The organism is Peribacillus sp. NPDC096540, assembly GCF_050278525.1.
Lineage (GTDB): Bacteria > Bacillota > Bacilli > Bacillales > DSM-1321 > Peribacillus.
In genome coordinates, this window is the sequence record NZ_JBNNTG010000002.1 from 184,939 (window position 1) to 206,454 (window position 21,516).

Here is a 21,516-nt window from a genome sequence, read left to right on the forward strand (position 1 = left end):
CGTGAAAAAGTCGAAATTTTACGGTTGGTGTTAAAAATGAAATGTAATTGTAATATTATTATTACTTATTTGACAAAATCTGATGTTATACTACGAATTAGGTGAAATACTTAGCAGAGTTTCAGAATTTATTATTATATTGTTACAACCTTAGAAGAATACATAATGAGTAAAAAAATAGAGAAGAGTTCCTAGTACTTTATTTTGGCTGCTATTTTCATAGAGGAAAGTAGTAGGTCAATTGAAATGCACAGGGAGGAAAGCAGGGGAAATGAGTTTGAAGAAAAAACTAATTGTATTAAACACGACTATTATGCTCGGATTAGGGAGTGCTTTTGCCATACCGTCAGTAAAAGCTGAATCTATCTCGGATATTCAATCAGAACGCACAGGAATACAATCAGATATTTCAGAGGCAAAACAAGTTATTCAGGAATTGAAAAAAGAACAATCGAAAATGAATTCCCAAATTGCTCAGATTGAAACAGCAATGAAAGAAAATGACAAAAAAATTAAAGATACTAAACAAGAAATTACAGACACGGAAAAAGATATAGATTCTTTAAAGAAAGAAATTAAAGCTTTGGAAGATAGAATCGCAAAACGCGAGGAAGTCTTGAAAGAGCGCGCCCTTTCATTCCAAGAGAGCGGTGGAGACGTTAAGTACTTAGAAGTTGTTTTAGGTTCTAAAAGCTTTGGTGAATTTGTTAATCGTGTTGGAGCGGTAGCAACTATTGTGGAAGCTGACCAACAGATTCTAAGCGAGCAGGAAGCGGATAAGGCTGACTTAGAAAAAAAACAAGCGACTGTAGAGAAAAAATTGCAGAGCCTGAAGGATATGGAAGTAGAACTTAAAGGCATGCAATCTCAAATTGAAGATCAAAAAGCAGAAACTATTAATATGAAGGCAAAGATTGAAAAGAAAGAATCAGAAACAGAGGCCCTTAAACAGTCTTTAGAGAATAAAGATGCAGGTTTAGAAGCACAAATAGCATCAATTCGTGAAAATCGCAAAAAAGAGGAAGAACGTAAAGCTTCAGAGAAAGCTGAACTTAACCGTGCTGCGGAAGAAGTAAATTCTTCAAATGCTTCTAGTAATGAATCATCAGGCTCGTCAAAAGGTGAAGCGTCAGCATCAGGTTCGTCAAAAGGTGAAGCGTCAGCATCAAGCTCGTCAAAAGGCGAAGCGTCAGCATCAAGTTCTTCTAAGGGTGAATCATCTTCAAATTCATCTAAAAACAGTTCTACTGTTAAACCTACAGCTAGTAAAACTGAAACATCAAGCAAGCCAAGCAGTGCAAATACAGGCTCTGCAATTACAGCAGGCTATAAATATATCGGTAACTCAACATATGTTTTTGGTGGCGGAAGAACAGCATCCGACATTGCTAACGGCCGATTCGATTGTTCAGCATTTGTTGCATGGGCATACAAACAGGCAGGTGTGAATCTTCCAGCCAGTACAGGAGCATTGACAAGTGCAGGACGTCAAGTATCTAAAAGCCAGATGCAACCTGGAGATTTAGTATTTTTCAATACCTATAAAACTGATGGCCATGTTGGTATTTATGTTGGTGGCGGCAAGTTTATCGGTTCTCAAAGTTCAACAGGTGTTGCTATTGCTAATATGGGAAGCGGATATTGGGCAGAAAAATTCAATGGCCGTGTAGTTCGTGTAAATTAATAGCTCATTAATAAGCAGGGTGGAAAGCACACCCTGCTTATTTTTTTTGAAGAAATATAGAAAAAAGTGAAACTTATTTTGATTATAAACGTAAATACTATAAGATAAAATAAAGATAGGTGATGTGGAGGTTCAGTAAATCTGAGAAGATATTTAATGAAATAACATTCCATACTATTTAAAACGGAGGCAAAAAAATCATGATGAAAAAATTTATGGCAGCTATACTCACGATTACATTAGCATTCTCGCCAGTAGGCACCTACGTATTCCAAGATCATTCGGAATCAGTAGATGCAAGGGGCTACAAGTCTGGAAAAAGAAGTTTTAACAGCAACAACAATAGTAATAAATCAAATTTCCAAAATAAAGAAACGAAAAAATCCGATGCGACTACGAACAAAGCAAAAACAGATACAAAAAGCGGTAACTCGTTTTCTAAAGGCGGCTTAATGAAAGGAATAATGCTAGGAGGACTAGCAGGCCTTCTATTTGGTAGTCTATTCGCCAATATGGGAGCGCTAGGTTCTATACTTGGGCTGTTAATTAACGTGTTAGCGGTTGTTGCTTTAGTGGTTGTAATCCGTAAAATTTTCACATATTTCAAAGATAAGAAGAAAAAAGAGGATCCAAACCCATGGAGAGGCTAAGAATTTCCGAACAAGATATCATTAATGCAGTTTGTGTTTACATTGCTCGTAAAAAGCAGGTGCAACCTAATGAGGTAGAAGTAGAGTTGATGTTTGATGATGATTACGGTTTTTCCGCTGAAACATATGTTGACGGCCGGAAACAAGTGTTAATTACCATCAACTTGATAGAGGCGCTTCGCCTATGGTTGGATGAATATTTGAACATAGATCCATATTCAGGTATTGAACTTGTTTTGGATGATGAAGAAGGCATAGTTGCCTTAGTAAGTGAAAGTAATAGCTAAACAAAAAGGATGCTCCTAAAGGGAGCATCCTTTTTGTCGTTTAAACACTATATTGATAGTTTTGTTGTTTTCTTTTTGGTTAATTTCCATTTGTTGCAAAAAATGGTTGATGCAAGTAGGATGAATATATTCATGGTAAAGGAGGAGAGTAAGTGACGGGTTATATAGAAGATATCATTTTTTTTAATGAAAAGGCTATAAAGTTTGGCAATGAAACATTAGAAGCAACACTTGTACCAGGCTTAGGAAGTAATCTTCTCTCGTTTAAGTTCAAACAGAAAGACATTGAGTTGTTGCGAACTCCGAAAACGTTAGAAGACTATAGAGAAGTTCCTATATTATATGGCATGCCAATCTTGTTTCCTCCTAATCGGATTGAGAATGGTCAATTTACATATAAACAAACCACGTATAAATTTCCGATTAATGAAATAGAAAAATCAAATCATATTCATGGTTTTTTGTATGATAAGCCATGGCAAGTTATTAAAAGAGAAATAAACGGTGAAAAAATCGTAATAACAACCGAGATTTTAAGTAGTGGTTTTCCTCTTCTAAAAAGATATTTCCCACATGATTTTACTATAAATATGACTTTTTCTTTAAACGATAATGCATTGGATGTACAACTAGAAATCATCAACAATGGCCAAGTGCCCTTTCCGTGGGGAGTAGGTTATCATACGATATTCAATTTTCCATTTGTATCAAGCAATAAGTTGATGGATTGCAGGATTTCACTGCCTGTAAACAAACAATGGGAGTTGAATGACAGGTCATTACCAACTGGAAAGATTTACACAACGCCAAATACGAGGGAAATTCAAAATGGGTTCAGCATTGAGGGGCGACAGTTTGATGATATATTCTGCTATGATGAGGATCTGGAAAACACGTGCGTACTCACTGATCAAGATGCAGGTCTACAAGTCTACTATCATGGTGATCAAAATTTTAAGTTTTGGGTATTATTCAATCAGGAGGGGTTCGTGTGTCCCGAACCATATACATGGGTAACGAATGCTCCTAATCTAGATTTGTCAGCAGAATTAACTGGATTGAGGGAGTTAGGACCAGGAGAAACGGTTCAGCTGAAGACGAAACTAAGTTTGAGGGAGATATAAAGAAGAAACGCCTTGGCATATTTGAATGCCAAGGCGTTTTTAGGTTTAGGCTTTCTTTCTCATCCAGAGTGGGTATAGCACGATTCCAAGTACATATAAGGCAATGCCTAGTTTGAACGTATTCATGTCAGCTGTACCTGTCTTAATGACCCATATGGAGTAAACTAATGCCAGGATAGTGATAATACCATCGCGACTTCTTGAACCTTTCATGATATCGTATGTTTCCCCAGTTACGACTAATTTCAATTGATATAAGGTTGATACGAGATAAGGAATCAGGTAAGCAAGTGTTGCGACAATCATAGAGAATTTATAAGCTTCTAAAATCGTTCCAGAGATAGTGGAGAATAAGAATATTTGTGTCATGATATTGGTTATTGTCATGGAACGAACCGGTGTACCATTTTTATTTGCCTTCGCAAAATACGTCGGAAATAAATCTGATTTCGCTGCTTGGTAAGGGACTTCAGATGCTACGACAATCCAGCCGATTGTTGAGCCTAACAAGGAAATGACAGCAAGAGCGGCCATAAGATACGTACCGTTTGAACCAACTACAGCTTGTAAAGCATCAACAAGTGGCTTTTGTGAAACTTTTAAATCGTCTTGTGATATAGCACCCATTGTCAATAAAGTAATTCCAATATAAATGACAACAGCGATAAGCAAACCAAGAATCGTAGCTTTTTTTACATCATTTTGTGACTTAGCACGATTTGAGAGCATCACAGCTGCTTCAATGCCGATGAAGGCCCATAATGTTGATATCGCGGCAGCATTAACTTGAGCTCCTAAGGAAATGGATGTCCCCGCTGTATCGTAAAATTCTGCACCGTTTCCAAGATTAGAAGAATCAAAGATGAAAATCGTAACAATAATGAAAAATAAGAATCCAAGCACTTTTGTTACTGTAGCAACAAGGTTTAGTTTTCCTGCACTGTTAAAACTTCTTACCAGAATTGCTTGAATCCCCCAAAGAGCAATTGTACATACAGAAAATGTTAGTGCTTTACCGAGTTCGAGATTGAAAGTACCTGCTGTATAAATCACTTTCGTACTATGCATGACAGGGAAAAACGTCGATAAGTAACCAGCAAATGAAATGATGACAGAGGCTGTTGCGGCCCAGTTTGCAGCCCAATAACCCCAGGCCATACTGTATCCTGATAACCTTCCTTTTGTAGGAGAACTAAATAATGACTGAGCATAACTTTGGGGACCGGCTTTCAGCTCCGGTTTCCGTACAGCTAAGTTACCAAATACGAGTGCTATTAAAAATACACCTAGTCCGGTAACCATCCATGCCAAAGTAGCACCTAATGGACTTGAAACCTGTGCCAATTGAGCAGGGAGCATGAAGATTCCACCGCCGACCATATTTCCAATTACGAATGTGGTCAAAATCAATAAACCCCATTTTTTATTTTCCATTTATAATCGAACCTTTCTTAAATACAGTTTGAATTTATATACCGACAACTTATACTAAAATAGTATATCCTGAATAGTTTAGTTTGGTAAAGTGCTAATTAGGTAAAATATAATACACAGATTAATCAGAAAATTTAAATGGTAATTGACAAAGAGTAAATATTGGATTATAGTGGTAATAATACCGAGTTATTCGGTAAGAATAATGTAATTTAACGGTATAAATGGAAAGTGTTAAATTTTGTATGATTGATTTTTTATGTAAACTATTGGACTCATAAAAATTGCCGATTAGTCAACTAAAGGCACCCTTCCATCTAACCTGTTAGATGCAGGGTGCCTTTTATTTTTTTAATATTTGAAGGGAGGAGAATATGTAGTTCAATATGAACTGATTATTTCTTATCCAGAGGGATAAAGGAAAGAGGATATAGAAGGTGAATCAATTTTCTAAAGGAAGCTTTAGAGGTAGGAAGAGTACGTGCTAATTTTTCATACAATCGCTTTTTATTATTAGGTATGAAGGGTGCTTAATTACCATTATTAAGAGGGGGATAATATGGAAAAAAAAGAGGAGTTAAAAATCAGACATATCATTTCCAGCTTGGAAGATCTACAGTATGGATCGGTTATTATAACCGTTCATGATGGGGAAATCACACAGGTGGATACCACTGAAAAGAAACGATTCCCCTTAGCGAAGGTTCGACCTGCAAAAGCCAGATAATAATTCCAGACCACAAGGGAGCTTTCGATACGAAGGCTCCTATTGTTTTTGGTAAGTGAAAACCTTTTATTTGTTCTATAATGAAAATTTAATCAATATAGAATTTGTAGAAGATTGTACTGCTTTTTGCATGATAGAATAGGTTAGGGTAGTTTTTAATAGTTAAAATTAGAAAAGCTTAAGGGGGAAAGAGAATCGATGACTTTACAAACTATAGAGCACGAAATCTTAGCATTAGTTGAAAGATTTGATGGAAGAATTGCATATAAAATTGAAAATGCCGATGGAGATACTATTGGCTACCACGAGGATGAATCCTTCCAATCAGCGAGCTTGATCAAAATACCAATGATTATCGAAGGTTATCGTCAAAGTGAAGAAAAGAAAATCTATTTAAATCAACCTGTGACTATTCCGCCTAATGAAGTGACTGGAGGATCGGGTGTCCTGCACGTCTTATCGAATAAAGTATTTTTAACCGTTGAGGATTTATTGACATTGATGATAACTGTATCTGACAATACATCCACGAATATGATGATGACCTTGCTAGGTCATGATGAAATTAATCAATGCATCAAAGGACTTGGTTTGAAAAATACCATCCTCGGGCGCAGAATGCAGGATTTCAAAGCATTAAAGGAAGGGCGGGATAATACTATCTCAGCTGAAGATACGATTACCTGCCTTAAAGCCATACATACAGGTGATTTCTTAACGAAAGAAAGCCAGGAAAAAATCTTACGAGCGTTTGACAATCAGCAATTAAGAGATAAACTTCCATCACTAATGGGTAAAGGGGTAAAGGTCGCAAGTAAAACGGGAGCAATTCGGGGAGTTGCCCATGATTGTGCGATCATTCGTTCAGAATTTCAAACCGTTTATGCTGTCGTCCTTACCGAAGATATGAAATCAGAGGATGAAAGCCGTCGAGTCATCAGTAAAATTGGTAAATTGATTTATGATGACATGATGGCTGAATAGAATAACCCTTATTAGTATTAGAATGTTTGTGGTCTTTGCGAAAGAATCAAGCTGAGTAAGCTTCCTCCTTAAGGCCATTCTATAAGAGCAATAGCGGGAAGTCACTTTGATTTCCCGCTATTGTACGTCTAGAGCATTTGGTTATAGTTATGTCGTGGATTTTGGCAAAATATGTTATATAATAAATGGAAAAATGAAACGGGGAAGTTGTTTTGAAAAAGGCGTTAAAATTTATCGTAATTGGTGTAGTTGCTTTACTAGTGTATTTTTGGGTTTTACATATGAAAATTCAAGAGAGCAGTCATCAGCCAATTCCTGAAGATGCCAGTTACCTTATCGTCCTTGGGGCAAGGGTTAAAGGAACAGTGCCATCATTATCTTTACAATACCGGATTGATAAGGCTGCTGATTATTTAAAAGCAAATAAAAATACGGTAGCCATTGTATCGGGCGGCAAAGGTCCGGGAGAAGATATTTCAGAAGCTCAGGCAATGCAGCAAGAGTTAATCAATCAGGGAATTGAAGGTGCAAGGATCATCATGGAAGACAAATCCACAACAACCATTGAAAATATTGCTTACTCAAAAGAACTCATTCCGGATTCAACAGCTACAGGATTGATTGTTACGAATGATTTTCATATCTATCGTGCAGTGGAAATGGCCAAAAGCGAAGGCTTAGACATAACCGGGATACCGGCAAAGACACCAAAAGTGGTCTTGGTCAAATCGTATATTCGTGAATATCTGGCTATTACCAAATACTATTTGACAAAGCTGTTTGGAATGTAACTATTTGAAATCCCTTACCTGTACGGTGGGGACTTCGTAATCCACAACAACATTAGGCACTTCCCAAAATTCTTTCTCATGATAGATTTGCTCTAGTGTCTTGTAAAGGGGATGCCCAGTATATGAAGCCTCGACTCTTACATCACGATCAACTTCTTCTATTTCTATATTATCAACAAAACCAATTTGGTCATCGATTTCCATCAAATAAAATCCAAGTGCTTCATAACCGCATATGCTACGATAACTTTACTGTCAAAACCGCTATTAGAAACTTTGTAATATTTCATTGATAGACCTCCTAGTTGTTTGCTCTTTTTGAATGTAAATTGAACTGTTTCTTATACTTTGATATACCCGTTACTCCTTATCTGAATCATATAATTGGAAAAAAATGAAAAAGTGCGATTGTATTTACTTGAAAATTTCAATATGAAATATGTATGAGCATCTAGGGAGGTATTAGAAAGGGTAGTTTAGGGGAAATGACACAAGCAGAAATAGTATGAAAATGAAATAACTCTGGTCGAATATAAAATATCTCCAGATAATTTGCTATCTTTATCATTTCATGTTACTCTAATAAAGAATTGTTTTTGATTGTGTTATTGTTCTTTAACAAACGATCAAAAATAGTAATACATTGTGTGTTATGCACTAGGAGGCAACAAAAATGGAACAAGGTACAGTTAAATGGTTTAATGCAGAAAAAGGTTTTGGATTTATCGAGCGTGAAAATGGAGACGACGTATTCGTACATTTCTCAGCTATCCAAAGCGAAGGCTTCAAATCTTTAGACGAAGGTCAAAAAGTAACTTTCGACGTTGAGCAAGGTGCTCGTGGAGCTCAAGCAGCTAACGTTCAAAAAGCTTAATTTTAATTTTAAAATTAAATTGTAACCTATATGAACAGACTCCTCAATGGGGTCTGTTCTTTATTTTGGGGAAAAAGACAATGAAAAACCCTACTCAGATGATAGGGTTTTTTTAGTACGCGTATTAAAAAATCAAAAGCCGATCTTACGCCTTTTTTAATTCTTCTTCAAAGAAAAAAGTAGTTGGATGTTCTTTGACAGTATAAGAATATCTTTTCATGTTTTTTACATATGCCCATTTATTAATTGTTACTAATTCATCAGTATCTTGAATAGTTACTGTTTCACCGCTATTATACTTATTGCTTTTCAATATATGCACCCTCTTTATTAATAGTATAACATAGTTCACAATAAAAAATGTGTCCAGGATATCCCATAGGATATTATGTGATGCATGTGTATTGACAAAAAAGTGAAGTTCTGGATACAGCAAATAAACATGCTCAAAAGCGTGGGATTACTGTTTGTTACAAAAGAGCCTTTAGATTTGAATGAGAAAATTGTAACCACATGTGACCAGAAAAGGACAGATAATCTTTATAATCAACGATTCTATCGTTCACTTACAAAAACCCTCAATACTTAAACTTCCCGTTCGTGAATGTGATCCTCGAAATAGGTAATTAGTCACGAAAGTCAGGCTCCCAAACTTCATTCTTAATTCAGTTATAGCGGTGTACGTGATGATTTGGGCTGTCGTTTCAACAACTTGGCAGTTTCAAGGTGTTCTTGGATTTTCAGCTTTTCACTCATTTCCTTTTGAATAAGTAGCTGGAATTTATCTGGAATAATCAGATAATAAATCAGCCTCTTTTTAGTATAGCATGACAAAAGAATGAACCAAGCTGTCTGAAATTGCATTAAATATATTAACAACGAAAAGAGGTGAATTATATGTCTGGTTCTTGTACTAGTTCTGTGGATGTAGTTACGATTCTTTGGGAAAGAGCTACGTTAATACCTTTAGCTCCGCGTACAATTGTAGAAGCTACAGTGATTGGAAGTGCTGCCCCTTGCGAAAACACTTTAAATCCTGGTGATTGTTTCAGAGCTGCTGCACTTTGTTTACTTGGAAATAGATTTGTACAAGTATTGAACCTTGACTTCGGGCTAACCGGAGTTGCCGTGTTCATCCGTATAATCTAGGATATTAATTTGGAGACAAAGTATTTTTGATATAAATACTTTGTCTTTTTTATAAATACACAAAAACCACCAGTCATTAAGATTGGTGGTTTTATCCATTTTACTAATACAGGAATACTAAGAAGGAAGCGGAACATTATCTTAGTGAATTTCTAACTGATGTTGATCCGATAAAATTAACTTTTGGTCAATTTATTCAAGACTGGTCGATTCAAATGAAATTGAATGTAGCGGTGAGTACATATCAAAACTATATTAACTTTAATAATTGTTGTATTAACCCTAGACTTGGTAGTATAGAATATTTTCAAAGCGGGTTGGTTATACAACTATCCAAAATTACGTTATATAAATAGCCACGTGCTTCCTATTATGCAGAAACACGTGGCTGATGAACTTGATAATTTGTTTAAAGTTAAAGAAATGTGACCATTTCTGTGAGCACTCAAGGTTTTAGACGTTCAAAACCCTTATACATCAATCCTTCAATTAAAACGCCCAATCCCCATTACAGAAGACAGGTTCTGAAGTGCCGTCCTGTTTGATGCCGTCGATATTCATTTTATCAGAACCAATCATGAAATCTACATGTGCAAGACTTTCGTTTAGTCCATTTTCTGCAAGCTCTTCTGGACTCATGGTTTTTCCACCTTCAATACAGAAAGCATAAGAGCTTCCAATCGCTAAATGGTTAGACGCGTTTTCATCAAATAAAGTATTGAAAAATAACACATTCGATTGAGAAATTGGAGAGTTGAAAGGAACAAGTGCTACCTCTCCTAGATAGTGGGAACCTTCATCGGTTTCAACTAATTGCTTTAGAATTTCTTCACCTTCTTCAGCTTTTACTTCAATGATGCGGCCCTCTTTAAATGTCACAGAGAAGTTATCAATGATGTTTCCTCCGTAACTAAGCGGTTTGGTACTCGAAACCGTACCGTTTACACCCGTTTTTAATGGAACCGTGAACACTTCTTCAGTTGGCATGTTAGCCATGAATTCATGACCCTTTTCGTTAACGCTTCCTGCTCCGACCCAAAGATGTTTGTCAGGTAACTCTATTGTTAGATCTGTTCCAGGAGCCGTGTAATGCAATTTTTGGTAATGTTTTTCATTTAAATAATCAACTTTTTCATGAAGCGTGTCGTCGTGCTTTTTCCATGCCTCTACAGGGTCCTTCACATCAACACGAACGGCTTTGAAAATGGCTTCCCACAGTTTATTAATGCGTTTTTCTTCTGCTTCTTCAGGGAACACTTTATCAGCCCAAGCCTTTGAAGGCACCGCGACTATCGACCAACTCACTTTATCGGATTGCATATACTGACGCCATTTTTTCAGTGCAGTACCAGATGCCTTTTGGAAGTTTGCAATCCTTTCAGGTTTTACGCTTTTTAATAAGTCTGGGCTAGAGGAGATGACTGATAGATAAGCAGCACCGTTTTCTGCAAGTTCAATTGTCTCTTTTGCACGCCACTCTGGATACTCGTTGAACACCTCATCCGGTGCCAATTCGTATTTGGTGCGTCCGACAATATCGTCATTCCAATTAACAATGACATTACGCGCGCCGCTTTCATAGGCTTTTTTAACAATAATGCGGACAAGATCAGCGCCCTCTAATGTAGTGTTCACAACAAGAGTTTGTCCTTGTTGAATATTGACGCCAACTTTAACAGCAAGTTCTGCATATTTTTCTAAATTTGTTTGAAATTCACTCATCATTTATAAACTCCTTTTCCATTTTCTACATTTATAATTGTACTGATTGTTTATTAAAAAAGAAACTTTTTACTCCATTGTATAGAAAAAACAGTGTAGATTGAATTGTAACTTAATAAAGGAGGAGTTTATCTTAATTAGGAAGAAGCTGAATTCAATCCCCATTGGGTTGGATCCAGCTCCACAAGAATATTGATTGATTTTTCAGTATATTATGGTCCACATAACGTTCTCCTATGATTTCACTGAGGAGATTAATAGCCACTTTAGCTTCATCACCAGCTGTAACGATGCTATGATCACTAACCCCGGCACCTGCCCCAGCTGCTCAAATACCATCAACATTTATTTTTCCTAAGGCATCAACATCATAAACCTTTTTAGTCCTTGGTTCGTACCATCTTTTGTCGTTACGCCGACTTCCTCTGTTAGGTTGGTTATATGCCGGTAGCAAGGATAACATTAAATAGGGAAAGTCTCTAATAATGATTATCCGAATAATGTAATTTTTGGGATGTGAAAAGTGTGAACTATAAGAAAGAGGATCCCCTTTGAGACCCTCTCTTTAAAATCAGTTTAAAAATTACTTATTTAGATTAACCCAAACGCTTTTTACTTCAGTATAGTTATCAAGTGCATAGGATCCCATTTCACGTCCGATTCCGGATTGTTTGTAACCACCGAACGGGGAAGCTGCATCAAATGCGTTATAACAGTTCACCCAAACGGTACCTGCACGAAGTTTTCCTGCTACATAATGGGCATTTGCTAAATCACTTGTCCATAAACCGGCAGCTAATCCATATTCACTGGCATTGGCACGGTTAATAACATCGTCTAGATCCTCATAAGGCATTGCGGCAATAACCGGACCGAAAATCTCTTCTTTGGCAATTGTCATTTTCTCTTCAACACCAGCGAATATAGTAGGAGACACAAAATAGCCTTCTTCACCCGGTTTACTTCCACCGACAAGGACTTCTGCACCCTCATCTTTCCCTTTTTCAATATAGCCAAGAACACGGTTTTGCTGTTCCAGAGAAACAAGAGGTCCAATTTGTGTATTCGGATCTAAGCCTACCCCTTGTTTAATATTTTTAGCATGGCTAGCCATATCGGCAACAACATTATCATAGTGTTTCTTTTGAATATAAACCCGAGATCCGGCACAACATACCTGGCCTTGGTTAAACATAACACCATTTAAAGCACCAGGAATAGCTTTTGAGAAATCTGCATCTGGAAGGATAATATTTGGAGATTTTCCTCCAAGTTCCAATGTGACACGTTTCAATGAATAGGAGGCAGAGCGCATGATTAATTTTCCAACTTCAGTAGAACCGGTAAATGCAATTTTATTGACCTGTGGATGATCGACAAGAGCTTGTCCAGCTGTTTCACCAAAACCAGGAACGATATTGACGACCCCATCCGGGAAACCGGCTTCAGAGATTAGTTCAGCCAAATAAAGGGCCGATAATGGAGTTTGCTCAGCAGGTTTCAGAATGACTGTACAACCTGTAGCGAGTGCTGCACCGAGTTTCCACATGGCCATTAGTAGTGGGAAGTTCCAAGGGATGATTTGACCTACCACACCTACAGCTTCGTGTTTTGTGTAGTTAAAGTAATTTCCGCTTACCGGAATAGTCTGTCCGACAATCTTAGTGGACCAGCCGGCAAAATATCTCATATGTTCAATGGCTAATGGAATATCAGCATTGGTTGTTTCACTGATGGGTTTTCCATTATCCAATGTTTCTAACTGCGCAAGCTCTGTTTTATTTTCTTCCATTATATCTGCTAGTTTATACATAAGCCTACTGCGGGCAGCTGCGCTCATCTTTGACCAAGGACCTTCATCGAATGCTTTGCGTGCTGCTTTAACGGCTAAGTCAATATCTTCTTTATCTGCTTCAAATACATCGGCAAGTTTTTGTCCTGTGGCAGGATTTGGAGTGGAGAAGGTTTTCTTTGAAGCGCTTTCTACAAATTGACCATTAATAAAGAGCTTTTTTGGTCCTGTTAAAAATTTTTGCAACTTTCCACTTACCTCTAACGTTAGATTTGTCATAATTACCCTCCTAAATTTAGTGGTTAAATCGGGCAAAACATGCTGACTTATAGATAACGCTTTGATTTATGCCAATTTTTATGATAAATGAAAAAAATGGAATATTCAATCAATATTATTCGACATAATAATTATTTCAATAAACATCTAGTTAAAAGTGTTTCTTCTTAATTTCACAAAGAAATATATGTTTTTGTCATGACATGTGTAAATACTATGGCGGAAATGATATTTAATAGTTAAAATTAAGAAAGGATAAAATATATAGAAGTTCTAAAGCTTTTCAGGAGGATTAATATGGGGAATAATGCAAAAATTATATCACAACGTAAATTACTTGGTGTTGCGGGTCTCGGATGGATGTTTGATGCACTTGATGTGGGTATGCTTTCTTTCATTATTGTTGCGTTGAAACAGGAATGGAACTTAACCAGTGAACAGGTTGGGTGGATTGGCAGCATTAACTCTATTGGTATGGCTGTGGGGGCTGTGTTTTTTGGAGCGATGGCAGATAGGGTTGGAAGAAAGAACGTCTTTATTATTACATTATTATTGTTTTCTATTGCTAGCGGTTTGTCAGCAGCAGTCAGTACACTTAGTTTGTTCTTGATTTTGCGATTTTTGATTGGAATGGGGCTTGGAGGAGAACTTCCGGTTGCCTCGACACTAGTCTCTGAAAGTGTAGAAGCGAGTAAAAGGGGACGAGTTGTCGTACTTCTTGAAAGTTTTTGGGCTGTTGGTTGGATATTGGCAGCCCTTATTTCTTTTTTCATCATTCCGGTTTATGGCTGGCGTGTTGCATTATTATTAAGTGCTGTTCCAGCTTTATACGCGCTATACCTGCGTTTGAAACTACCAGATTCACCTAAGTATACAGAACTGGAAAATAAGCAGCGGTCATCCGTACTCAATAATATGAAAAGCGTTTGGAAAAAGGAATATTCACGTCAGACCTTCGTGTTGTGGATTCTATGGTTTTGCGTGGTCTTTTCTTATTATGGAATGTTTTTATGGCTGCCAAGTGTAATGGTCTTGAAAGGCTTCAGTATGATTCAAAGCTTTGAATATGTCTTGATTATGACGCTAGCTCAGCTTCCAGGATACTTTTCGGCTGCGTGGTTGATTGAGAAGATGGGACGTAAATTCGTTTTGATCACATACTTAATTGGAACGGCTGTTAGTGCATTTTTCTTTGGTTCAGCAGAAGGGTTAGCACTCTTAATCATATCCGGGATGTTCCTTTCATTCTTCAATTTAGGTGCATGGGGTGCGCTCTATGCGTATACACCAGAACAGTATCCAACGGTAGTTCGAGGTACAGGTACTGGTTTAGCTGCTGGAATTGGTCGGATTGGCGGGGTCTTGGGACCATTGCTTGTCGGTTATTTAGTTGCTGCGGGTACACCAATTTCAACAATCTTTACTATATTTACAATTGCTATTTTAGTGGGGGCAGTTGCCGTAGCTTTTGGAAAAGAAACAAAGAATACTGTTTTGACATAACACAAAAGAGGGGGACTAAATTTAGTCCTCCTCTTTTATATTACTTGAAGTTTTTTATTTTGTTTAAAAGGAATTCAGCGGCACTCTGTGGACTATTCGCATTCATGATTGCGGAAACTACCGCTGTACCAGTTACTCCACTTTCTGAAAGAGATGAGATATTTTCGGCGGTAATACCTCCGATAGCTACAGCAGGAATCGATATACTGCGGCAAATTTTCTCAAGTTCTCCATTTGCCATTAATGTTGCATCTTGCTTTGTTTTCGTAGGGAAAATAGAACCAACACCGATATAGTCAGCTCCATTTTGTTCGGCTTCGATAGCTTCTTCTAGAGTTGAAACTGATACACCGATAATCATATTGTCAGGTACTAGTTGTTTGATGACAGGAAGTGGAAGGTCATCCTGTCCGATATGAACTCCGTCTGCTCCAACAGCAAGTGCTATATCTACCCGGTCATTAATGATCAACGGAATAGATAGTTCGTTTAGTAACTGTTTTAATGCAGAAGCTTTTTTGTAAAAGGAGAGGGAGGAATTGTTTTTCTCTCTAAGTTGAACGATCGAGACTCCTCCAGAAACCGCCTCTGCTATGATTTTGGTCAAATCTTCTATTGCTATGGACTCTTCTGTAACTAAATATAGGCTTAAATCAATTTGAGACTTCTTCATACAATTTCACCTCATTTATCCAAATTTCCTTATCCATTCTTGATATCGCATCGATTAATCGCACACGAAACGTTCCAGTGCCTTCATCTTTTTGAAGTTTTGCAGCAGCAAGTTCCCCGGAAATGCTCATCGTTGAGATCCCGGCAACTGCCGCAGCATAGAAATTGTCTGTGACTCCGGAAAAAGTTCCGATAAGAGCAGTAGCCATGCAGCCAGTACCTGTAACATTCGTTAATAGAGGGTTCCCATTATCGATAACGGACGTATGTTTACCATCGCTAACAGCGTCTTTTGCTCCACTGACTACGACGACACAATTCAATTTATTAGCCGCACATGCTGCCAACTCAGCATTGCTAATCGCAAGTTCACCTGAATCCACTCCACGTGTAACGATATCCCCACCCAATAACCGATGGATTTCACTCGCATTTCCGCGGATGATTTGGAAGGTAACTTTCTTCAGGAGCTCTGCCACTTGTTCTGTACGATAGGAAGTGGCACCAACTCCCACTGGGTCCAAAATAACTGGGATATTCAGGGAATTCGCCGTCTTACCGGCAATCTCCATTGCTTCCAATGCTTTTTCATCAATCGTACCGAAGTTTAGGACCAGAGCATCAGCTAATTTGACCATATCCTCGACTTCTCTTGGACTAGATGTCATTACAGGTGAACCACCGATGGCAAGAGTGGCATTGGCACAGTCATTGACCGTAACAAAGTTAGTGATTTGGTGAACGAGCGGTTTACTTTCTCTTACCTGAAAGAATAAGTCTGATACGGAAACATTCATATTAAATCACTCCTTTCTTCTTTTGAAAATGAATAAAAATGATGGACGGGTCCGTGCCCCTTACCGAGTGAAAAGCTATTTCGTATGGCTTCAGAAATATATGTCTTGGCTTGTTCAATGGACTGTCCTAAAGGAAGTCCGTTTGCCAGATTGGATGTAATGGCGGATGACAGAGTACAGCCTGTCCCATGGGTGTTTTTTGTATGAATGCGTTCTCCTTTAATCCAGAAAAAGTCGGTTCCGTCATAAAAAAGATCATTTGGATTCCCTGCTGAATGGCCTCCTTTAAGTAAAACCGCTTTTGCGCCAAGTGCTTTAATTGATATACAAGCCTCGTAAAAATCTTGCTTCGTTCGAATCGACAAGCTAGTAAGGACTTCGGCTTCGGGTACATTCGGAGTTACAAGTGTTGCAAGCGGAAGCAATTCTGTTTTTAAGGCAGAGATAGCTCTTTCATCGAGCAAATGATGGCCGCTTTTGGAAATCATCACAGGATCAAGGATAACGATGGCGGGTAAGAAGGTTTTAAGAGACGCAGCGACTGTTTCAACTATATCTTTTGATCCAAGCATACCTATTTTTACTGCATCGACGTGTATATCTTCAAAGATAGCTGCAATTTGATCCGTGATAATAGCTGTATCGATAGCCTGTACTGAACGGACCTCCATTGTATTTTGTGCCGTTACAGCTGTTATGACAGACATACCAAAAACCCCATGTGCAGAAAATGTTTTTAAATCGGCTTGTATTCCCGCACCGCCCCCAGAGTCAGAGCCTGCGATGGTTAGAGCTGTTTTCATAAAAAAACCCCTTTATATAATGATTTTTCAAAAGTGTTTTTAATAATATGAATGCTAGAGTAGCACCCACAAACGAACTAAGTAGAAAAGCCGGTAAAAAACCGAAAAGAGCTGCTTTTTCCCCTAAAAATAGTACAGCGAGTGGGTAACAGGCAAGAGATCCTAGAATACCGGTCCCAAAAACTTCTCCTAAGCAAGCGAATTCCATGCTTTTCGTTCTGCGATAGAGAACGGCAGCCAAAAGGGCTCCAATCATGCTGCCAGGAAAGGCAAATATAGAACCGGTACCTACCATGTTTCTAATGATGGAAATTAAAAAAGCCTGTGTTACCGCATATGCTGGCCCCAATAAAACGGCTGTCATGACATTTGCCAGATGCTGAATAGGAAAGATTTTTGCAAATCCGGCCGGGATGAAAATAAATGAACTGGTTAGAGTCGTAATAGCCGCGATCATTGCAGTCAGCGTCATTTTCTTGATTGGATTCATCATCATGCCAACACCCTACAGTGGCCAATCATGCTCATTTTGAACCATATCCCAGAATAAATATTCATAACGGGAAGTCACCAAAAAATGCTTCTCTAATCTAAGAAGTTCTTTTTCAGGCATTCCTTCAGATAACTCTTCTAGCAATGCAATCAGCCACTTGTGAGCTTCACCAAATTCAGGAGATGAATATGATCTAATCCAATCAGCATAGCGATTGTTTTCCAATGCTTCACCATTTTGTTCTTTTAATAGCAAACCGATCTCATAATAATCCCAAGCGCATGGAAGGAGGCAGGCGATTAGGTCGGCCAAAGTCCCATGCTGAGCTGCATTTAGCATGTAACCCGTATAGGCTAGGGTGGTCGGAGTAGGTTCTGTATTTTCCAATTCCATTGAGCTGATTCCGAATTCCAAAGCATAATTCCGATGGATATCCATTTCTACTTGAAGGGTTTCATTCAAAATACTTGCAAACTTAGCCATTATTTCGAGATTATGAGCTTTGATGACTCCTAAAGCAAAGAGTTTGGAATAATCCATAAGGTAGATATAGTCCTGCTTTAGGTAATAGGCAAATTTCTTTTCTGAAAGCGTCCCATCTCCAATAGCCTGAACAAAGGGATGTGTATGGTTCCTTTTCCAGATTCCTTTTGCACGTTCATGAAGTCTATCACTGAAGGTTTCTAATTTGGTATTCTCCATGGTTCATCCTCCTTGAAATTTAAAATTTACTAAAATTGTAAAGTGTGCATACACTATCTGATCAATAAAAAAACCGCTCTCTGAAGGAAAGCGGCTGTTACCGAGGAAGAAGCAAATTCCTTCTTACAGCCTGCTTCCCTCCGCTGGTACGACCAGATCAGGTGCAAAGGGTTTAATTCTCAGCAAAAGAGCTCCCCTAGCAGTCTAAGTATTCATTTTTTCATCTAAAAAAAAACCGCTCCTGAAAAACGGAACGGGTAGATGGATAAAGTCATGTGTTTAAAGACGATATCGTCCACTTTCCTCCGCCGGTATGATCCAGTTCAGGTTCAAAGGGTCCGGAACAAATTCCATCTCAGTCTAAAAAAAGACTCCCCTAGTGGTGTTAATGTATGTAATTACTGACATCATATCAGAAAGCCAGGAAATTGCAACCCGAATTTGAATGGGGCACCTATCAAAAGAAGGGGGAACCGGGTAATTGACTTTTGAAGAATATTGGGATAAAATCATTTCTACATCTTTTATATATTGAATTCTTATCCAGAGAGGTGGAGGGACTTGGCCCAAAGAAACCTCGGCAGCAGACCCATTTTGGGAACTGTGCCACATCCAACAAGCATACGCTTGGAAGATAAGAAGAGCCGAACGGACTACTGTAAGCCTCTTCTTGAATTAGAAGTGGCTTTTATTTTTGTGAAATAACGTTTAGTGACATAATAGAAAAGGTAAATATAAATTGGTGGAAATGAAATCTATTACTGCAATTTAGCTCATATTAAATTGAGCTCATGAAGACAAGGGAAGGAGCCATTTACATGGCAGAATTATTTAAGAGAATTGAACAAAGGAAGGCATTGTTGATTGAAGAGTTATTGGCGAATGGAGTTTATAAAACCTCTGATGAAAGACATCTATATGATGTTCCATTAAAAGTGCTTGAAGATGAATATAAGATTGTAATTAATAGACCTAATATCGAGTCTCCTTCAGAGTGGATGACATAGTAAGAGTTCTTAGAATACTTTACTATCTTAAAATATTAATTAATCTGATCAATATTATTAAAGCATTCGCAGGGTATATGAGTGAATGCTTTTTTATTTTTGTCTAGAATCAATATGTCACAAAAAAGACACAAACAGGAAGTGAAATAGGCTTTTTGTCACATTTACCTTGTGTAATAACATATTTTAATTCCCATATATGGTTGATTTTAACTACTAATTTCATTATCATAAAAGGTGTAAGAAAATTGAATAAATAGGAAGTGACTATAGATGCCCCCACAGATAACCGTAGAAAGAATAGAAGAAAAGAGACGGGAAATGATTAAATTGGCAGCAGATTATGGTTTTACAAGCCTTCTAACTGTTCAAGCAAGTCAAGAATTGGATTCGCTGTTAAATGCTATAACAAATAAAAGAAAATCAGAATATTTTTCGTTTAAGAAAGTTCATAGTGATTATTAAATTTCGTCATTGACTTTAAAATAGATTCCTTCATTTAAACTAAAAAAGGCTACTGCTGAATGAAGGCAATAGCTTTTAAGTAATGAAATTCAAATATTAATTATTAATACGCTTACCAAGGATGACTAAATCCCGTTCAATACCATCAAGCTCGGCAACTTGAGGTAAATGCGCCCATTCTTCAAAACCAAATTTAGAAAAAAGTCTTAGGCTCGGTGTATTGTGAGCAAATATAAAACCAAGTAGTGTCTTAACACCTAATTTTGGACTCACTTCAATTGCCTTTTGAATCGAAATTTGTCCGATTCCTTTTCCCCGGAAATAATCATCAATATATATGGAGATCTCGGCAGTAGAATCATAGGCTGGCCTACCATAGAAAGATTGAAAACTCATCCATCCAGCTGTTTTTCCTTCGAATGTAATAATATATAGCGGTCGTCTTTCAGAATGATGTTCCTCAAACCATTTAAGCCTTGATTGCACTGAAACAGGTTCTGTATCTGCAGTGACCATCCTTGAAGCAATAGTCGAATTATATATTTCGACTATTCTTGGTAAATCTGTTAGTTCTGCTTCCCTAAACTCTATATACTCATCCATCATTTTAACTCCTATCCTTTTTATGTATACAATCTCCAGAAACATGGGATTCTTATTACCCTATTTATGAATAAAAGGAGGTTGACGAAAACCCGTTTCATTGAATGTTTTTATTGTATCATACACTTTTTTCAGTTTTTCTGACAATTCATTTTTTTCATGTTAAGTATATTCTTTTTTGGGGTAATTAAAAGATAAAAAACTTCATAGTAAATACAAAAGGAGAAACAAATGAAAAAAATAGTAGGTTTATCTGTAATTGTACTAGTAATTTGTTTTGTTGCATCTATGTTTCAGGCTTCAGAGTCGAAAGATGAGCAAGATGTGATGGCTTTTGGAGATTCGTTAACCTATGGAAAAGGTGATAAGGATGGGGGAGGTTATGTAGAAGGTCTGGAGGATGAATTGAATAACCCTGATTCTGAGCAAAAAGTCCGTTTTTGGAATTACGGTATTAAAGGCCAGGAAACAGAGGGTGTCATTGATCAGCTTGAAGATAATCGAATTAAAACGAAACTGGACAAAGCAGACACGTTTATCGTATATATTGGAACAAACGACTTGATTAACAGTAATGGAGGTAACTTGAAAAAAATAAGTGATCAAAAAATAAATGATGGTAAACGAGAGTATATCGACCATCTACATAAGATCCTTTCTACATTATTAAAGAAAAACAAAAAAGCGGATATACTTGTAGTTGGGCTGTATAATCCAAAAAAAGATGATCAAAGGCTTGAAAAGCACATTCATGATTATAACCAATCAGTAAAGGAAGTAGTAGAAGAGGATAAAAGAATGATATTTATCCCTACTAATGATCTGTTTGAAAATAAAAAGAAAAAAGAGTATTTCAGTGATAAAATTCATCCAAATGAAAAAGGGTATCAGCTCATTACCAATCGGATTTTAGATAGTTATAATTTTAAATAAATTCAAAAAAAGTGCACAGAAGCAATATTTCTGTACACATG

24 protein-coding genes and 3 riboswitches are annotated in these 21,516 nt (G+C 37.4%); of the genes, 13 read left to right on the plus strand and 11 right to left on the minus strand.

Annotated features, from left to right (window positions below):
* Positions 1-277 precede the first annotated feature (277 nt).
* The 4 genes from ACQKMR_RS02955 to ACQKMR_RS02970 all read left to right on the plus strand — a co-directional run bounded on the left by ACQKMR_RS02955 (position 278) and on the right by ACQKMR_RS02970 (position 3,745).
* Positions 278-1,684 (plus strand): PcsB-like coiled-coil domain-containing protein, encoded by a 1,407-nt coding sequence (locus tag ACQKMR_RS02955; RefSeq protein ID WP_427695948.1) that lies wholly within the window; start codon positions 278-280, stop codon positions 1,682-1,684.
* Positions 1,685-1,887: 203 nt separating this feature from the next.
* Positions 1,888-2,334 carry a hypothetical protein gene (locus tag ACQKMR_RS02960; protein ID WP_427696087.1) on the plus strand — a complete coding sequence of 149 codons (447 nt, stop codon included), beginning with the start codon at positions 1,888-1,890 and terminating at the stop codon, positions 2,332-2,334.
* Positions 2,322-2,621 carry a YxcD family protein gene (locus ACQKMR_RS02965; RefSeq protein WP_427695949.1) on the plus strand — a complete coding sequence of 100 codons (300 nt, stop codon included), beginning with the start codon at positions 2,322-2,324 and terminating at the stop codon, positions 2,619-2,621. The genes ACQKMR_RS02960 and ACQKMR_RS02965 overlap by 13 nt, the downstream gene beginning before the upstream one ends.
* Positions 2,622-2,773: 152 nt before the next feature.
* Complete coding sequence (locus ACQKMR_RS02970) at positions 2,774-3,745, plus strand: aldose 1-epimerase (RefSeq protein WP_427695950.1); 972 nt, start codon at positions 2,774-2,776, stop codon at positions 3,743-3,745.
* A gap of 45 nt (positions 3,746-3,790) precedes the next feature.
* On the opposite strand, the gene ACQKMR_RS02975 is transcribed toward ACQKMR_RS02970, so the two are convergent.
* Entirely contained in the window at positions 3,791-5,179 is a 1,389-nt protein-coding gene (locus ACQKMR_RS02975; RefSeq protein WP_427695951.1) for an amino acid permease, read from the minus strand.
* A 559-nt stretch (positions 5,180-5,738) separates the two neighbouring features.
* Here ACQKMR_RS02975 and ACQKMR_RS02980 point away from each other — a divergent pair.
* The 3 genes from ACQKMR_RS02980 (at position 5,739) to ACQKMR_RS02990 (ending at position 7,681) form a co-directional block, all read left to right on the plus strand.
* Complete coding sequence (locus ACQKMR_RS02980; protein WP_427695952.1) at positions 5,739-5,906, plus strand: YezD family protein; 168 nt, start codon at positions 5,739-5,741, stop codon at positions 5,904-5,906.
* Between the two features lie 198 nt (positions 5,907-6,104).
* Positions 6,105-6,890: a serine hydrolase gene (locus tag ACQKMR_RS02985; RefSeq protein WP_427695953.1), complete on the plus strand. Its 786-nt coding sequence runs from the start codon at positions 6,105-6,107 to the stop codon at positions 6,888-6,890.
* A 212-nt stretch (positions 6,891-7,102) separates the two neighbouring features.
* Positions 7,103-7,681, plus strand: a complete 579-nt coding sequence (locus tag ACQKMR_RS02990; RefSeq protein ID WP_427695954.1) for a YdcF family protein — start codon at positions 7,103-7,105, stop codon at positions 7,679-7,681.
* Here the strand turns inward: ACQKMR_RS02990 and ACQKMR_RS02995 are convergent, their stop codons facing one another.
* The gene (locus ACQKMR_RS02995) at positions 7,682-7,885 is read right to left on the minus strand and encodes a hypothetical protein (RefSeq protein ID WP_427695955.1); all 204 of its coding nucleotides are present in this window, start codon (positions 7,883-7,885) and stop codon (positions 7,682-7,684) included.
* 469 nt (positions 7,886-8,354) lie between these two features.
* Here ACQKMR_RS02995 and cspC point away from each other — a divergent pair, with 469 nt between their 5' ends.
* Entirely contained in the window at positions 8,355-8,555 is a 201-nt protein-coding gene (gene cspC, locus ACQKMR_RS03000) for a cold shock protein CspC (RefSeq protein ID WP_010331195.1), read from the plus strand.
* 145 nt (positions 8,556-8,700) lie between these two features.
* Here cspC and ACQKMR_RS03005 read toward each other — a convergent pair whose 3' ends face one another.
* The gene (locus ACQKMR_RS03005; RefSeq protein ID WP_162878786.1) at positions 8,701-8,868 is read right to left on the minus strand and encodes a hypothetical protein; all 168 of its coding nucleotides are present in this window, start codon (positions 8,866-8,868) and stop codon (positions 8,701-8,703) included.
* A gap of 584 nt (positions 8,869-9,452) precedes the next feature.
* On the opposite strand from ACQKMR_RS03005, the gene ACQKMR_RS03010 reads away from it, so the two are divergent.
* Entirely contained in the window at positions 9,453-9,704 is a 252-nt protein-coding gene (locus ACQKMR_RS03010; protein ID WP_427695956.1) for a hypothetical protein, read from the plus strand.
* Between the two features lie 489 nt (positions 9,705-10,193).
* Here ACQKMR_RS03010 and ACQKMR_RS03015 read toward each other — a convergent pair whose 3' ends face one another.
* Positions 10,194-11,426 carry an aminopeptidase gene (locus tag ACQKMR_RS03015; RefSeq protein WP_427695957.1) on the minus strand — a complete coding sequence of 411 codons (1,233 nt, stop codon included), beginning with the start codon at positions 11,424-11,426 and terminating at the stop codon, positions 10,194-10,196.
* A gap of 583 nt (positions 11,427-12,009) precedes the next feature.
* Complete coding sequence (locus ACQKMR_RS03020; RefSeq protein ID WP_427695958.1) at positions 12,010-13,497, minus strand: aldehyde dehydrogenase family protein; 1,488 nt, start codon at positions 13,495-13,497, stop codon at positions 12,010-12,012.
* Positions 13,498-13,794: 297 nt separating this feature from the next.
* Here ACQKMR_RS03020 and ACQKMR_RS03025 point away from each other — a divergent pair, with 297 nt between their 5' ends.
* Positions 13,795-15,000 carry an MFS transporter gene (locus ACQKMR_RS03025; RefSeq protein ID WP_427695959.1) on the plus strand — a complete coding sequence of 402 codons (1,206 nt, stop codon included), beginning with the start codon at positions 13,795-13,797 and terminating at the stop codon, positions 14,998-15,000.
* 40 nt (positions 15,001-15,040) lie between these two features.
* Here ACQKMR_RS03025 and thiE read toward each other — a convergent pair whose 3' ends face one another.
* Genes thiE through tenA form a run of 5 tightly spaced genes read right to left on the minus strand, consistent with a single transcriptional unit; the run spans position 15,041 to position 18,467 of the window.
* Positions 15,041-15,673: a thiamine phosphate synthase gene (gene thiE / locus ACQKMR_RS03030; protein ID WP_427695960.1), complete on the minus strand. Its 633-nt coding sequence runs from the start codon at positions 15,671-15,673 to the stop codon at positions 15,041-15,043.
* Positions 15,654-16,469, minus strand: coding sequence for a hydroxyethylthiazole kinase (thiM, locus tag ACQKMR_RS03035; protein WP_427695961.1), 816 nt, complete (start codon positions 16,467-16,469; stop codon positions 15,654-15,656). Before thiM ends, thiE begins: the two co-directional genes overlap by 20 nt.
* Positions 16,466-17,272, minus strand: a complete 807-nt coding sequence (gene thiD / locus ACQKMR_RS03040) for a bifunctional hydroxymethylpyrimidine kinase/phosphomethylpyrimidine kinase (RefSeq protein WP_427695962.1) — start codon at positions 17,270-17,272, stop codon at positions 16,466-16,468. Before thiD ends, thiM begins: the two co-directional genes overlap by 4 nt.
* Entirely contained in the window at positions 17,241-17,762 is a 522-nt protein-coding gene (gene thiW / locus ACQKMR_RS03045) for an energy coupling factor transporter S component ThiW (protein ID WP_427696088.1), read from the minus strand. The genes thiD and thiW overlap by 32 nt, the downstream gene beginning before the upstream one ends.
* A 15-nt stretch (positions 17,763-17,777) precedes the next feature.
* Complete coding sequence (tenA, locus tag ACQKMR_RS03050; protein WP_427695963.1) at positions 17,778-18,467, minus strand: thiaminase II; 690 nt, start codon at positions 18,465-18,467, stop codon at positions 17,778-17,780.
* Between the two features lie 118 nt (positions 18,468-18,585).
* A riboswitch (TPP riboswitch) is annotated at positions 18,586-18,675 on the minus strand.
* 75 nt (positions 18,676-18,750) lie between these two features.
* Positions 18,751-18,855: riboswitch (TPP riboswitch) on the minus strand.
* Between the two features lie 148 nt (positions 18,856-19,003).
* Positions 19,004-19,108, plus strand: a riboswitch (SAM riboswitch).
* A gap of 177 nt (positions 19,109-19,285) precedes the next feature.
* Between tenA and ACQKMR_RS03055 the strand changes: the two genes are divergently transcribed.
* Both ACQKMR_RS03055 and ACQKMR_RS03060 read left to right on the plus strand, forming a co-directional pair.
* Positions 19,286-19,474 carry a Fur-regulated basic protein FbpA gene (locus tag ACQKMR_RS03055; RefSeq protein ID WP_053345075.1) on the plus strand — a complete coding sequence of 63 codons (189 nt, stop codon included), beginning with the start codon at positions 19,286-19,288 and terminating at the stop codon, positions 19,472-19,474.
* Between the two features lie 273 nt (positions 19,475-19,747).
* Positions 19,748-19,939, plus strand: coding sequence for a Spo0E family sporulation regulatory protein-aspartic acid phosphatase (locus ACQKMR_RS03060; RefSeq protein ID WP_427695964.1), 192 nt, complete (start codon positions 19,748-19,750; stop codon positions 19,937-19,939).
* Between the two features lie 96 nt (positions 19,940-20,035).
* Here the strand turns inward: ACQKMR_RS03060 and ACQKMR_RS03065 are convergent, their stop codons facing one another.
* Entirely contained in the window at positions 20,036-20,542 is a 507-nt protein-coding gene (locus ACQKMR_RS03065; RefSeq protein WP_427695965.1) for an N-acetyltransferase family protein, read from the minus strand.
* A gap of 231 nt (positions 20,543-20,773) precedes the next feature.
* Between ACQKMR_RS03065 and ACQKMR_RS03070 the strand changes: the two genes are divergently transcribed.
* The gene (locus ACQKMR_RS03070; RefSeq protein WP_427695966.1) at positions 20,774-21,475 is read left to right on the plus strand and encodes a GDSL-type esterase/lipase family protein; all 702 of its coding nucleotides are present in this window, start codon (positions 20,774-20,776) and stop codon (positions 21,473-21,475) included.
* Positions 21,476-21,516: the final 41 nt, after the last annotated feature.

Coding starts and splice junctions, on each gene's coding strand:
- thiM (WP_427695961.1), bottom strand. CDS start 16,469: ATGAATGTTTCCGTATCAGACTTATTCTTTCAGGTAAGAGAAAGTAAA.
- ACQKMR_RS03015 (WP_427695957.1), bottom strand. CDS start 11,426: ATGAGTGAATTTCAAACAAATTTAGAAAAATATGCAGAACTTGCTGTT.
- ACQKMR_RS03010 (WP_427695956.1), top strand. CDS start 9,453: ATGTCTGGTTCTTGTACTAGTTCTGTGGATGTAGTTACGATTCTTTGG.
- ACQKMR_RS02985 (WP_427695953.1), top strand. CDS start 6,105: ATGACTTTACAAACTATAGAGCACGAAATCTTAGCATTAGTTGAAAGA.
- tenA (WP_427695963.1), bottom strand. CDS start 18,467: ATGGAGAATACCAAATTAGAAACCTTCAGTGATAGACTTCATGAACGT.
- ACQKMR_RS03055 (WP_053345075.1), top strand. CDS start 19,286: ATGGCAGAATTATTTAAGAGAATTGAACAAAGGAAGGCATTGTTGATT.
- ACQKMR_RS02965 (WP_427695949.1), top strand. CDS start 2,322: ATGGAGAGGCTAAGAATTTCCGAACAAGATATCATTAATGCAGTTTGT.
- ACQKMR_RS03065 (WP_427695965.1), bottom strand. CDS start 20,542: ATGGATGAGTATATAGAGTTTAGGGAAGCAGAACTAACAGATTTACCA.
- ACQKMR_RS02975 (WP_427695951.1), bottom strand. CDS start 5,179: ATGGAAAATAAAAAATGGGGTTTATTGATTTTGACCACATTCGTAATT.
- thiD (WP_427695962.1), bottom strand. CDS start 17,272: ATGAAAACAGCTCTAACCATCGCAGGCTCTGACTCTGGGGGCGGTGCG.
- thiE (WP_427695960.1), bottom strand. CDS start 15,673: ATGAAGAAGTCTCAAATTGATTTAAGCCTATATTTAGTTACAGAAGAG.
- cspC (WP_010331195.1), top strand. CDS start 8,355: ATGGAACAAGGTACAGTTAAATGGTTTAATGCAGAAAAAGGTTTTGGA.
- ACQKMR_RS02995 (WP_427695955.1), bottom strand. CDS start 7,885: ATGGAAATCGATGACCAAATTGGTTTTGTTGATAATATAGAAATAGAA.
- ACQKMR_RS02960 (WP_427696087.1), top strand. CDS start 1,888: ATGAAAAAATTTATGGCAGCTATACTCACGATTACATTAGCATTCTCG.
- ACQKMR_RS03060 (WP_427695964.1), top strand. CDS start 19,748: ATGCCCCCACAGATAACCGTAGAAAGAATAGAAGAAAAGAGACGGGAA.
- thiW (WP_427696088.1), bottom strand. CDS start 17,762: ATGAATCCAATCAAGAAAATGACGCTGACTGCAATGATCGCGGCTATT.
- ACQKMR_RS03070 (WP_427695966.1), top strand. CDS start 20,774: ATGAAAAAAATAGTAGGTTTATCTGTAATTGTACTAGTAATTTGTTTT.
- ACQKMR_RS03020 (WP_427695958.1), bottom strand. CDS start 13,497: ATGACAAATCTAACGTTAGAGGTAAGTGGAAAGTTGCAAAAATTTTTA.
- ACQKMR_RS03025 (WP_427695959.1), top strand. CDS start 13,795: ATGGGGAATAATGCAAAAATTATATCACAACGTAAATTACTTGGTGTT.
- ACQKMR_RS02980 (WP_427695952.1), top strand. CDS start 5,739: ATGGAAAAAAAAGAGGAGTTAAAAATCAGACATATCATTTCCAGCTTG.